The sequence below is a fragment of the Porphyrobacter sp. LM 6 genome, assembly GCF_001720465.1.
In the GTDB taxonomy this organism is placed as follows: domain Bacteria; phylum Pseudomonadota; class Alphaproteobacteria; order Sphingomonadales; family Sphingomonadaceae; genus Erythrobacter.
In genome coordinates, this window is sequence record NZ_CP017113.1 from 2,700,685 (window position 1) to 2,713,405 (window position 12,721).

Genomic DNA, 12,721 nt, shown 5'->3' on the forward strand with positions numbered 1-12,721 from the left:
CTGATCAGCCGGCGGCCGACTGGATACCGGCGACGATGGTGGTCGCGCCGAACAGGATGAACACGCCGATGATCACGGTCGCACCGAAGCGCCAGTTCATCCGGCCGGTCAGCATCATGAAGCCGATCGCGGCGACCGCCATCACCGCGACAGTGGTGGCGACCGTGCCGAGCAATGTGCCTTGCAGCCACAACAGCGCGTTGTTGATCGGGCCGGAACCGGCCGGATCGGCGGTTTGCGCCATGGCAGCGCTCGGCACCAGCGCGAGCAGCGCGATCAGGCGGGAAGGCAAACGCAGCATCGAATTCATTATCCTGTCCAGTTCCTCAATTTTGTCTTGCAGCGACTGGTTACTGGCCAGCCGGACGCGAATGATTGGCAAGCCGCCCGAGAATGGCGGCGACATATTGGCGGGTCTCGCGGATATTGGGAACGCCCCCTGCCCGCTCGACCCGGCCGGGGCCGGCATTATAGGCTGCGAGCGCCTTTTCCAGATCGCCGCCGAACCGGTCGAGCTGTTCGCGCAGATAGCGCGCCCCGCCTTCGAGGTTCTGGTAGGGATCGTCCGAATTGACGCCGAGATAGCGCGCGGTGCCCGGCATCAGCTGCGCCAGACCGCGCGCGCCGACGGGCGAGACCGCGTTTTCGTTCCAGCGGCTTTCCTGCCAAACCACCGCTTCGAGCAGGCTGGGGCTGAGATCAAACCGCGCGGCAAGATCGGCAATCGTGGCGGCATAGCGCGTCGGAACCAGCGCGGCGTTGCGCGCGGGATCGGCAATGGCGTGATCGGGCAGGCCGGTGCCCTCGACCGACACGAGCGGAGCAGGCGCACCGGCAGCCCCGGCTTCGGGCACGGCGGCACGGCCTGCGAGCGGCCCTGCCACCCAGCGCGCGCCATCGGGGCCAAGTTCAAGCACATCGGCCTGCGCCTCGACAGCGAGCCCGAACAGCAGAACAGCAATCGTGACGCGGCAAGCCGCGGCGAGAATCATCTCTCAGCCCTCCAGAGTGCGACCCCTTTGTCTAACCTAAATGACAGAGAGGTGACAGCCTTGTGCTGGCCTCTGGCCGATGCAGGTTGCGCGCGGAACGCAAAGCGGGCGGGCCGCCCCCTGGCAACCCGCCCGCAAGCGGCATCTGGATGCGACCCGAAGGGCCGCCATGCCTTTAAAGTAATATGTTGCGGATCAGTTGCTCGCCGCGACGCGCACCGGGCCGAATTCGCCGCGCGCGAGCATCTTGAGCGCCTTGCGCGCCAGCCGCCGCGAATCGGTGGCGGTGCCATCGGCGGTGTCGAGTTCGATCACCTCGTGGCATGCCGCCGCCTGTTCGAACGCAGCACGCGCCTTGGCTTCATCCCCTGCCTGCGCATAGGCAATGCCGAGATTGATCAGCACCGCCGGATCATGCGGGTTCGCCGCGCTGGCGCGTTCGAGCAGCGGGAGAGCCTGATCGGCACGACCGGCAGCCAGCGGTTGCGCCGCCAGATCACCCGCTTCGGCAGAAGCAGCCATGGCAGCCCCGTGCTCGATCTGCGGCAGCGGCGCGAAAACCAGCGCAAGTGCAAAGGCGGTGACGGACATCGGCAAGTCTCCCTCTTCCAACGCTGTGCAGTGTGCCGGAGTCGGAATTGAAGTGCAACAAAACTGAAACATTGTAATTTTTCTGTAATGCAACGCATCAACACTTTGTTTTTGCCATGTAGTTTTGTGAAAATCGCGCCAGCCTCGCCCTTGCCCGTCTTGTCATATTTGTCACGTTAAAGTCTTAGTTCAGTCACTGACACGTGACTGTAATCCTGCAAGAAATCTGTCACGCCGCAACCCTACCGCACCTCCAAGCGCCGATTGGCCGCGCTTGTCCGATTCTCGGTTTTGCAGGGGATGCTCGCAGTGAAAAACGTTCAACGCCTTCTTGTTCTGGGTACCAGCCTTGTCGCTCTGGCAGGGTGCGGGGCCGATGAAATCGTCTCGCCGGGAACCGGCGGCAACATCATCATCAACAATCCCACGCCGACCCCGACGCCGACCCCGACCCCCACGCCGACCCAGTCGCTGGTGACCCCGGCCGCCGGCTGTCCGACGATCGCCACCACGGGCGGGCTGATCGACGCCGGCACCATCACCGGCCCGACCGGCACCTATCGCGTTTGCCAGCTGCCCGCGCGCTTCACCTCCACCGACACCCTCGCTTACATCCGCGGCCTCGTTTACCAGATCAACGGACGCGTCGAAGTCGGTACCGACCGCGGCTTTTCTAGCACTGGCACCACGATCACCCTTACCGTGGAGCCGGGCGTGATCTTCTTCGCGCAGCAGGATTCCTACCTCGTCGTGAACCGCGGCAACGCGATCCAGTCGAACGGCACGGCTGAACGTCCGATCATCTGGACCAGCCGCGACAACATCATCGGCCTTGCCAATGACAACAGCCAGCAGCAGTGGGGCGGCGTCGTGCTGCTCGGCCGCGCGCCGGTTTCGGATTGCTCGAACGGCGTGTTCAACACCGCCGCTGCGCCGACCAACAACGCGACCTGCGAAGGCCGCCTCGAAGGTGCGGCGGTCGCCACCCCGTTCGGCGGCGCCAACGCGGCGGACAGCTCGGGCTCGTTCCGCTTCAACCAGATCCGCTTCTCGGGCTTCGAACTCGCGCCCAACAACGAACTCCAGTCGCTGACCACGGGCGGCGTGGGCTCGGGCACCACGATCGAGAACCTCGTCTCGTTCAACAGCTCGGATGACGGCGTGGAATTCTTCGGCGGCGGCTTCAATCTCCGCAACCTCGCGGTGATCGGCGCTTCGGACGATTCGCTCGACGTCGACACCGGCGCGCGCGTCAATGTCGACACCATGATCGCGGTGCAGCGTTCGACCACCGGTGACCGCCTGATCGAACTCGATTCGCCCAACGTGGCCGACCGCACGCCGAGCAATGCCATCCCGCAGACCATCCTGCAGGTGAACAACTTCACCTATGGCGTGCGCGATGCCGCGCCGCAGGTGATCCAGGCGCGCGGCGGTGCGGCGCTCGGCCTTACCAACGGCGTGATCAATGCCGGCACCAACCACTGCTTCCAGATCGACGAGCCTGCGACCCTCGCGGCGATCATAGGGGTGGATTCGGTGGTCGGCGATTGCCCGGCGGTCGATCCGATCCGCGGCGGCGGCGGCAACACCAACGCCGATGTCGCCACCCGCATCAACGCTGGCACCAACAACAACTTCGCCTTCGCCATCACGCTGACCAACAATGTGGTCAACGGCGCGGGCGAAACCGGCCGTACCGCCTTCAACGCCAACACCCGGTCGACCTTCTTCCCGACCCGGACCTTCATCGGTGCGATCCAGAACGCCGCGGCGCTGACCACCATCTTCGGCAATTGGACCTGCAACTCGACGATCCAGAACTTCAGCAGCGCGACCGGTTCCTGCACCTCGCTGCCGGTCTATCCGGCCTGAGGCTCGAGCCTGTGACACCTATCGGGGGAGACGCCGCCACAGCGCTGCGCCTCCCCCATTTTCGCATTCTAGACTGACCCAATAACGAGAAAGTCCTCACCCATGTTGACCCGCACGCGCCTTGCAGGGCTGCTGCTCCTCACCACCTCGCTGACCTTGCCGTCGGTGCTCCACGCCCAGGATATGCCGCAGGACGAAGCTCCCGCCGATACCGAGGCGCTGGAAGCCGAGGCGCCGCAGGACGAGGCAGCACCGGACGAGGCTCCGGCCGAGGACCTCCAGAGCGCCGATGTCTCGCTGCCCGGCGGCGGGATCATCGTCACGGGCCGGCGCAACCGCGATCCGGCACGCAATTCGGGTCAGGTGCTGAGCGTACTGAGCGAAGCCGACATCGCCCGCACCGGCGAAGGCGACATCGCCGGCGCGCTCGGACGGGTCAGCGGCCTTTCGCTGGTCGGCAATGGCCGCGTCTTCGTGCGCGGTCTGGGCGATCGCTACTCGCTCGCGCTGCTCAACGGCCTTCCCCTGCCCAGCCCCGAACCGCTGAGCCGCGTCGTGCCGCTCGATATCTTCCCGACCAGCGTGATCGCCTCGAGCCTCGTGCAGAAGACCTATTCGGCCAACTTCCCGGGCGAATTCGGCGGCGGGGTGATCAACCTCACCACCAAGGCGATCCCGACCGAGGACTTCCTTACGCTCAGCTTCACCGGCAGCGGCGATACCGAAACCACTTTCCAGAACGGTCTGACCTATTTCGGATCGAATCTCGACACCTTCGGCTTCGACAATGGCAACCGCGATTTCCCGACCGCGCTGCAAGCCCTGATCGCCGATGGCACCCGCATCAACGACGCCTCGACCGCGGCACAGCGCGAGCTCGCCGGGCAGATCATGCCGCTCAACCTCGTGACGCTGCAAAAGAACGATGTGCTCCCGATGAACTTTTCCGCCAGCATCACCGGCGGCGGTTCGTTCGAGGTGGGTGATGGCAACTACCTCGGCATCATCGCCACCGCCGGGATCACCAACACCTGGCGCAACCGCAATGTCACCAGTCAGCAGTTCGGCGATGCCGAAGCGGGCCAGATCCTGTTCGATTCGCAGAACTTCATCACCGACAATAAGGTGCTGGTGAACGGCTTGATCGGCGTGGGCCTCGATATCGGCGAGCACACCATCCGCTGGACTAACCTCTACATCCGCGACACGCTCAAGACCGCGCGGCTTGCGACCGGCACCGACAGCTTCACCGATGTCGCCCGCCCGTTCGATTTCCAGACCCAGCAGACCGGCTGGTTCGAACGCCAGCTGATGGATTCGCAGCTGGTAGCCGAATTCAATTTTGACCGGTTCGAGCTGGATCTGCGCGGCGGCTATGCCCGCACCGACCGCGAGGCGCCCTACAACGCCATCGTTCCCTACATCCGCACCAACATCCCCAACGACCCGTTCGGCAACCTTTTCGTGGTCGATGTCGGCGCGCTGGTCGGCGGGACCGAGCGCATTCAGGTCGGCTTTGAAGACCTGACCGAGGAACTGTGGTTCGGAGGCGCGGACGTGACCCTTGAAGTCACCGACAAGCTCTCGCTGACCGCGGGTTACAGCTATTCGGACACCGCGCGCCGCTCGCTGTCGTTCATCATCCGTCCGCTGGTGGGCTCCTCGGCCGAGTTCACCACCGCGCTGCGGGCGCTGGGCCTGCGCCAGCCGGGGCAGATCTTCAACGAGGCGACCCTCGGCTCGCTGCCTGACGGCACGCCGCTCTTCAACATCACCGTCTCCGACCCGACGCCCTTCCCGGTGTTCGATGCCGCGCTGACAATCCACGCCGGCTATGGCCTTGCGCGTTACCGCCCGACCGATCGCCTCTCGATCGAGGCCGGCCTGCGTTACGAGGACGGGCTCCAGTCTGCCGCGCCCGATCCGACCTTCGGCGGCACCAACCTCGCCAACCCGACGCTGATCGCCAATGATTACTTCCTGCCCTCGGCGACGATCACGTGGGAAGCGATCGACGATCTGCAGCTGCGCCTTTCGGCCTCGCAGACGATCGCCCGCCCGCAGTTCCGCGAGCTGGTGGAGCAGACCTATTTCGATCCGGAATCGAACCGCCGTTTCCGCGGCAACCCGTTCCTGCAGGACAGCGAGCTGATCAACCTCGAAGCGCGCGCCGAATACTACATGGGCGGGCCGAACCGGGTGAGCCTTGCGGGCTTCTACAAGGAAATCGAAAACCCGATCGAAAACTTCCTGATCACCGCGCCGGGGATCATCGAAACCAGCTACGCCAACGCGCCCAAGGCCGAGCTCTACGGCGGCGAGTTGGACGTTGCCTACGGGATCGACCTTGCGGACTGGGGCAGCTTCTTCGAGACCAAGCAGTTCCTGATCCTCGCCAACTACACCTACACCCAGTCGAGCATTTCGGTGGGGCCGACCGATCTGGCCCCGATCCCGGGCGCAACCGGACAGCTGGCCAACCAGCTGTTCGACAATGGCGCGCCGCTGGTCGGCCAGTCGGACCATGTCGCCAATATCTCGTTCGGGATCGAGGACACCGACAAGGTCCAGCAGCTTACTTTGCTGTTCAACTACGCGAGCGAGCGGGTCACCCTTCGCGGTGGCGCACTGCCTGATGTGGTCGAGGATCCGGGCCTGACCATCGATCTGGTCGCGCGTTCGGAAGTGAAGCTGGGCGGCGTACCGCTCGAACTGAGCTTCGAGGCACGCAACCTGACCGGCCGCGACAACTTCGAATTCCAGGCGATCAACGGCAATCGCGCCGAGATCAACACCTTCGACGTTGGCACCAGCTTTGCGATTGGTGTGAAGGCTGAATTCTGATGCGGGAGGGGCGGAGCAATCCGCCCCTTTCGTCACCCCGCGCCTGACACGGGGTTAGGCTCTCTTCGGACCAGACCCGGAAAAAGTCAGCCAAGCCCCGTGTCAGGCACGGGGCGACGAGGCTTGGGATTAGTGTCCGTTCACCCCAGATCGAAGACGTAGCCGAGCGAACGCACGGTGCGCAGCGGGTTGCCGCCGCCCGACGCCTTGATCGCGCGGCGGAGGCGGCCGATCCACACATCGACGGTGCGTTCGTCAATCGGGGGTTCGCGCTTGCCGAGACCGCCGATCAGATCCTCGCGCGTCAGCACGCGGTTGGGGTTTTCGGCGAAGTAGCGCAGCAGGCGGAATTCGTTGGGGCGCAGCACGATCGGCACGCCGTTCCAGCGCGCCTGCAAAGCGGCCATATCGATCACCAGCGCGCCGCGTTCGAACAGGCGGGTGGCATTACGCTCGGTGCCACGCGATTGCAGCGCGAGCACCCGGTCGAGCACGGCGGTGCGGGTGAGCGGGCCGATCACATAATCATCCGCCCCGGCACGCAGCGCGCGGCGACGGTCTTCCGCATCATCGGCTTCGAGGACCATGGTCACATGCGCGTCAGCCGTGCGCGGATCGGCGCGCAGGCGGCGGCACAGCTCTAGCCCGGCAAGATCAGGCAGCACCCAGTCGACGAAGGCCCACATCGGCCCTTCGACCAGCCGCTTCGGCCCGTCCGGCCCCAGCCGGTCGAAGGTGAAACAGCGGTGATCGTGGACGAAATCCTCAAGGCTTTCACCCAGATCGCTGGTCAGGAAGATATTGACGACATCCATGTTGCGATTGCCCCGGTTCTCCACCGGATTGACCGAACGATGTGACGCGATTGTGACTATGTAACCTGCGGATGTAACAATTCTGGGCGGTTACGGTGCGAGCAACGAAACCTTGTCCATCGCCGGCATAGGCATCCCCATGCCGGTCGGGAATTTGGGGCGATAGGGCGCTTCCAGCGCTGCGATTTCCTCGCCCGTCAGCGTGATGTCGAGTGCGGAGACGGCATCGGCGATGTGCGCCGGCTTGGTCGCGCCGATGATCGGGGCGGTGACCTGCGGCTTGGTGAAGTGCCACGCCAGCGCGAGGCTCGCCATCGGCACCCCGCGCGCGGTGGCGAGGCGCTGCACCGCGTCCACCACCGCCTGATCCGCCGCATCCTCGGCATTGTAGAGCGCCTTGCCGACCACATCCGTGGTGCTGCGCACGGTATCCTCGCCCCATGGCCGGGTCAGCCGCCCGCGCGCGAGCGGACTCCACGGGATCACGCCCACGCCTTCGGCGGCGCACAGCGGGAGCATCTCGCGCTCCTCCTCGCGGTAGAGCAGATTGAGCTGGTTCTGCATGGAAATGAACCGCGTCCAGCCATTGGCGCGCGCCACTTCCTGCGCGCGGGCGAACTGCCACGCATACATCGAGGACGCGCCGATATAGCGCGCCTTGCCCTCCTTCACGATGTCGTGCAGCGCCTCCATCGTCTCCTCGATGGGCGTCACGTCATCCCAGCGGTGGATCTGGAACAGGTCGACATAATCCATGCCCATCCGCGCGAGGCTGTCGTCGATCGCCTGGAAAAGCGCCTTCCTCGACAGCGCACCGCAATTGGGGGCGTTGCGCCACACGCCGAAGGCCTTGGTGGCGACCACGATCTCGTCACGCCGCGCCATTTCCTTGAGCAGCTTGCCGGTGATCTCTTCCGAGGTGCCGCCCGAATAGATGTTGGCGGTGTCGAAGAAGTTGATCCCCGCCTCCAGCGCCTCGCGGAAGAACGGCCGCGCGGCATCCTCGCCCAGCAGCCAGTCGCCGTGCCAGCCCTTCGAGGTATCGCCATAGGACATGCAGCCAAGGCACAGCCGCGAAACGGTGAGGCCCGATCGGCCGAGGCGGGTGAATTGCATGGATCGTTCTCCTTCAGGAGAGGGTGAGGCCGCCGTCGACCACCAGTGTCTGCCCGGTGATGTAGGCGCTGAGCGGCGAGGCAAGGAACAGCGCGGCGCCGGCCATATCTTCGGGCGTACCCATGCGGCGCAGCGGGATCGACTTGAGGCTCGCTTCGAGGCGCTCGGGGTGATCGGTGGTGACGCTGGTGAGCTTGGTCGGCACCAGCCCCGGGGCGATGCCGTTGACCCGGATGCCGTCGCGCGCCCAAGCCTCGCCCAGCGTCTTGGTGAGGCTCGCTGCGCCCGCCTTCGACGCCGCATAGGCGGGCGTGCCGATGGTCGATTTGAACGCCGCGACAGAGGAGACGATAATGATCGCGCCCTTGCTTGCTGCCAGCGCGGGGTGGAAGGCGCGGGCGACATCCATCACCGAATTGAGGTTGATGTCGACCACCGCATCCCAGCCCTCGCGGGTGAACTCCTGCCGCCCGTAGCGCACCGTGCCTTGGGAGAGCACCAGCACATCGAGCGGGCCGAACTCCGCCGCCAGCCGCTGCGCCGCGTCGCGGTCGAACAGGTCGATCTGGCGGTAGGAAAGGCCGGTGAAGTCGCTGTCCTCGGCCTCGCAATAATCGCCTTCGTCAGGCCGCGTGCCGGTGACGGTGACAATTGCTCCGCGCGCGCGGAAGCCGTGAGCGATGCCGTTCCCGATCCCGCTCGACCCGCCGATGACGAGGACGCGTTTGCCGGTAAAGTCGAGCGGTTCGGTCATGTCAGGTCCCTTAGATCGAGCGCGAGATCACTTCCTTCATGATCTCGTTCGTGCCGCCGAAGATCCGCGTCACGCGCGCGTCGCGCCACAGGCGGGCGATGGCATATTCGTTCATGTAGCCCGCCCCGCCGTGGAGTTGCAGCGCGGTGTCGCAGGCTTCCCACTGGAGGTCGGTGTGCCACAGCTTGGCCGCGGATGCCTCATCGGTGGTGAGCTCGCCCGCGAGGTGCTTGCGGATCGCCCAGTCGAGGTGCGCCCAGCCCACTTGCAGCTTGGCCTTCAGGTCGGCGAGCGTGAACTTGGTGTTCTGGAATTCGAACACGGTCTTGCCGAAAGCCTTGCGGTCCTTGGTGAACTTCACCGCTTCATCAAACGCGCGCTGCGCCGCGGCTTGCGCGCCGACCGCGATGCCGAGCCGTTCCTGCGGCAGCTCTTCCATCAGGTGCACAAAGCCCATGCCTTCCGCGCCGAGGATATTGGTCATCGGCACGCGGCAATCGTTGAAGAACAGCTCCGAGGTATCGGCGGCGTGCTGGCCGATCTTGTCAAGATTGCGCCCGCGCTCGAAGCCGGGGGTGTCGGCGTCCACCAGCACGAGGCTGATGCCCTTGGCCCCGCGCTCGGGATCGGTCTTGGCGACCACGATCACGCAATCGGCATTCTGGCCGTTGGTGATGTAGGTTTTCGAGCCGTTGATGACGAGGTGATTGCCGTCCTTCTTGGCGGTGGTGCGGATGCCCTGAAGGTCGGAGCCAGCGCCGGGTTCGGTCATCGCGATCGCGGTGATGATGTCGCCGCTGACCATGCCGGGCAGGTACTTGGCGCGCTGTTCGGCATTGCCGAGCCGCTCGAAATAGTTCGCCGTGATATCGTTCTGGAGCGTGAAGCCCGCCGAGGAACCGAGGTAGGACAGCTCCTCAGTCAGCACGCAGTTGAAGCCGAAATCGAGGCCGAGGCCGCCGTTCTCCTCCTTCACCGTCATGCACAGCATCCCGGCATCACCCATCTTCTTCCACACATCGCGCGGCACGATGCCGTTAGCCTCGTGCTCGTCCATGTGCGGGGTCAGATGTTCGGCGAAGACCTTGCGGACAGTGTCACGGAAGGCCTCGTGGTCTTCGTTATAGGCAGTGCGATAGGAGGTCGCGAGCATGGGAGTTCTCTCCGGCAATTGGGTTTCGATTTGCCACGATAGAACAGCGCGCGCGGGCGGGGGTCAAGCGCGAAAGTGGGGGTGGGGGCGAGGCGCGATTGCTGGCGACCCAATACTTGTGGCAGACGTTCCGCATGAATATGCCCAGCCCCGCCGCATCGTGCCTTCTCATTGGACTCGTAGGGGGTGTGATACTCTGGTTGCTGGGCGAAAGGACTACAGCGGTTATACTATTCGCAGTAGAGGCCCTGATGTGGGCGGGAATTCATGCGGCGACAGCGACAAAAGAAGATTGACTGTCGTTGATCGCCTCAAGACCTGACGACAGCGTCTCGCCGACTGAGCCAAGCGCGTCATCCCAGCGAAAGCTGGGACCTAGGGCGGCAAGCGCTGCTCTGTGCGGCTTTAGGCCCCAGCTTTCGCTGGGGTGACGGGAGTGGTTCGCACGCCAAAATCTCGTCTTCCCGGGCTTGACCCGGGATCCCGCTTCTTCCTCGCGTCGGGCTGGAAGGCAGCGGGGCCCCGGATCAAGTCCGGGGAGACGATAAGGGGAAGAAATTACCCCACAAACGCGCGTTCGATCACGAACTGCCCCGGCTTGTTGTTCGCGCCTTCCTCGAAGCCGCGGCGTTCCAGATCAGCCGCGTGGTCCTTGATCATCGCCATCGAGCCACACAACATCACGCGGTCTTCCTCCGGCACGAAGCGCTGCGGGCCCTTGCTCTGCTCGAACAGCCGCCCGTCGTCGATCAGCGCCTGGATGCGGCCCTGGGTGCGGAAGGGCTCGCGGGTGACGGTGGGGACGTAGATCATCCGCGCGCGGTCTTCATCCTCGAGCAGCGGGTCGCCTTCGAGCTTGCTCTCCAGCAGCTCGCGATAGGCCAGCTCATTCACGTTGCGGACCGAGTGGACCACGATCACTTCCTCGAACATCCCGTAAACCTCGGGATCGCGCACGAGGCTCATGAAGGGCGCAAGGCCGGTGCCGGTCGAGAGCATGAACAGCCGCTTGCCCGGCAGCAGCGCGTCCGTGACGAGCGTACCGGTCGGCTTCTTGCCGAGGTAGATGGGATCGCCCACCTGAATGTGCTGGAGCCGCGAGGTCAGCGGGCCGTCCTGCACCTTGATCGACAGGAATTCGAGCTCCTCGGCATAGGACGGCGAGGCGACCGAATAGGCGCGCAGCAGCGGCTTGCCGTTGTCCCCCGGCAGGCCGATCATCACGAACTCGCCCGAACGGAAGCGGAAGCTCGCCGGGCGCGTCATCTTGAGGCTGAACAGCCCGTCGCACCAGTGGTGGACTTCGGTGATGGTCTCAACAGAGAGCGCCGCGCTTTCGGTGAACTGGTCGCGGGTCAGGGCGGTTTGGGTCAAGACAGGCCTCGGATACAGGTCAGCGCCGCCCGGAACGGACGGCTGGAATGGGGGCGCAAATGGACGACAAGCGCGCCCCCTTCAAGACAGTTTAGTGATAAGGGCTGAAAGCGGGCCTTGATTGGGCGCAATCAGTTCCAGCGCGCGGCGTTGTAAAGCTCCACCGCGCGGGCCTCGTGCTTGCCGATTTCGGACGGCGCGAGGCTATCGGGCTTGAAGCTGCCGAGGGCCGCAACGGCGGAGGTCGGGGCGATGCCCTTGGCTGCCGGATATTCGTTGTTGGCGTTGGCGAGCACCTGCTGCGCGCTTTCGGAGCTGAGGTATTCGAGGAACTTCACAGCATTGGCGCGGTTGGGTGCGGTCTTGACCACGCCTGCCCCGCTCATGTTGACGTGGGTGCCGGTGGTCGCCTGATTGGGGAAGATGATCCCGATCGCGTCCAGCACCTTGCGCTTCTCCGGCGTATCGAAACGCGCGAGGTAGTAGGTGTTGACCAGCGAGATGTCGCATTCGCCGGCTGCCACCGCCTCGATGTTCGACATGTCGTTGCCCTGCGGCGGGCGCTGGAAATTGGCGACCACGCCCTTGGCCCAGGCCCCTGCCTTCGCCTCGCCGTCATGCGCGATCATGCTGGCGAGCAGCGCGATGTTGTAGACGCTGGAGGAGGAGCGCATGCAGATGCGGCCCTTGAATTCGGGCTTGGCGAGGTCGGCATAGGTTTCAAGGCCCGCCGGCTTCCCCTTGGCCTTGTTGTAGATGACGATCCGCGCGCGGGTGGTGAGGCCGAACCAGCGATTGCCCGGATCGCGCAGGTTTGCCGGGATACGGTCGGTCAGCACCTCGGAATCGACGGCTGCGAGGATCCCCGCCTGCTCGGCGCGCGACAGGCGCCCGGCATCGACCGTGACGAACACGTCCGCCGGGCTGAACTCGCCTTCGGACTTGATCCGCTCGATCAAGGCATCGGCATCAGCCTCGATCCGGTTGACCTTGATCCCGGTTTCGCGCGTGAAATCCTCGTAGAGCGCCAGATCGGTGTCGTAGTGGCGCGAGGTGTAGAGATTGACCTCGCCGGTGATCGGCGCGGCCTTGTCACCGCCCTGCTGGTCGCTGCCGCTCTCGGCGCAGGCGGCAAGCCCGCCCAAGCTGATGCAGGCGATGGCGGCGAGGAGAAGCTTCTTCATCGGAGTCGGGGTCCTGTGTCTAT

At 64.8% G+C, this 12,721-nt stretch carries 11 protein-coding genes; 2 read left to right on the plus strand and 9 right to left on the minus strand.

Features of this window, described 5'->3' with window-relative positions; all coding sequences use genetic code 11:
• Nucleotides 1–4: 4 nt before the first annotated feature.
• The 3 genes from BG023_RS13045 to BG023_RS13055 all read right to left on the minus strand — a co-directional run bounded on the left by BG023_RS13045 (nucleotide 5) and on the right by BG023_RS13055 (nucleotide 1,583).
• A complete protein-coding gene (locus BG023_RS13045) occupies nucleotides 5–310 on the minus strand; it encodes a TrbC/VirB2 family protein (protein ID WP_190315774.1) in 306 nt (101 codons plus the stop codon).
• 40 nt (nucleotides 311–350) lie between these two features.
• Nucleotides 351–992, minus strand: coding sequence for a lytic transglycosylase domain-containing protein (locus tag BG023_RS13050; protein WP_069310828.1), 642 nt, complete (start codon nucleotides 990–992; stop codon nucleotides 351–353).
• 195 nt (nucleotides 993–1,187) lie between these two features.
• Nucleotides 1,188–1,583 (minus strand): tetratricopeptide repeat protein, encoded by a 396-nt coding sequence (locus BG023_RS13055; RefSeq protein WP_069310829.1) that lies wholly within the window; start codon nucleotides 1,581–1,583, stop codon nucleotides 1,188–1,190.
• Nucleotides 1,584–1,892: 309 nt separating this feature from the next.
• Here BG023_RS13055 and BG023_RS13060 point away from each other — a divergent pair, with 309 nt between their 5' ends.
• Entirely contained in the window at nucleotides 1,893–3,458 is a 1,566-nt protein-coding gene (locus tag BG023_RS13060) for a hypothetical protein (protein WP_069311329.1), read from the plus strand.
• A 102-nt stretch (nucleotides 3,459–3,560) separates the two neighbouring features.
• Complete coding sequence (locus BG023_RS13065) at nucleotides 3,561–6,302, plus strand: TonB-dependent receptor domain-containing protein (protein ID WP_069310830.1); 2,742 nt, start codon at nucleotides 3,561–3,563, stop codon at nucleotides 6,300–6,302.
• Nucleotides 6,303–6,442: 140 nt separating this feature from the next.
• On the opposite strand, the gene BG023_RS13070 is transcribed toward BG023_RS13065, so the two are convergent.
• The 6 genes from BG023_RS13070 to BG023_RS13095 all read right to left on the minus strand — a co-directional run bounded on the left by BG023_RS13070 (nucleotide 6,443) and on the right by BG023_RS13095 (nucleotide 12,698).
• Complete coding sequence (locus BG023_RS13070; protein ID WP_069310831.1) at nucleotides 6,443–7,117, minus strand: response regulator transcription factor; 675 nt, start codon at nucleotides 7,115–7,117, stop codon at nucleotides 6,443–6,445.
• Between the two features lie 90 nt (nucleotides 7,118–7,207).
• Entirely contained in the window at nucleotides 7,208–8,233 is a 1,026-nt protein-coding gene (locus tag BG023_RS13075; protein ID WP_069310832.1) for an aldo/keto reductase, read from the minus strand.
• 13 nt (nucleotides 8,234–8,246) lie between these two features.
• Nucleotides 8,247–8,987 carry an SDR family NAD(P)-dependent oxidoreductase gene (locus BG023_RS13080; RefSeq protein ID WP_069310833.1) on the minus strand — a complete coding sequence of 247 codons (741 nt, stop codon included), beginning with the start codon at nucleotides 8,985–8,987 and terminating at the stop codon, nucleotides 8,247–8,249.
• 10 nt (nucleotides 8,988–8,997) lie between these two features.
• Nucleotides 8,998–10,140 (minus strand): acyl-CoA dehydrogenase family protein, encoded by a 1,143-nt coding sequence (locus BG023_RS13085; RefSeq protein ID WP_069310834.1) that lies wholly within the window; start codon nucleotides 10,138–10,140, stop codon nucleotides 8,998–9,000.
• A 558-nt stretch (nucleotides 10,141–10,698) separates the two neighbouring features.
• Nucleotides 10,699–11,514, minus strand: coding sequence for a ferredoxin--NADP reductase (locus BG023_RS13090; protein ID WP_069310835.1), 816 nt, complete (start codon nucleotides 11,512–11,514; stop codon nucleotides 10,699–10,701).
• Nucleotides 11,515–11,645: 131 nt separating this feature from the next.
• A complete protein-coding gene (locus tag BG023_RS13095) occupies nucleotides 11,646–12,698 on the minus strand; it encodes a Fe(3+) ABC transporter substrate-binding protein (protein ID WP_069310836.1) in 1,053 nt (350 codons plus the stop codon).
• Between the last annotated feature and the right edge of the window lie 23 nt (nucleotides 12,699–12,721).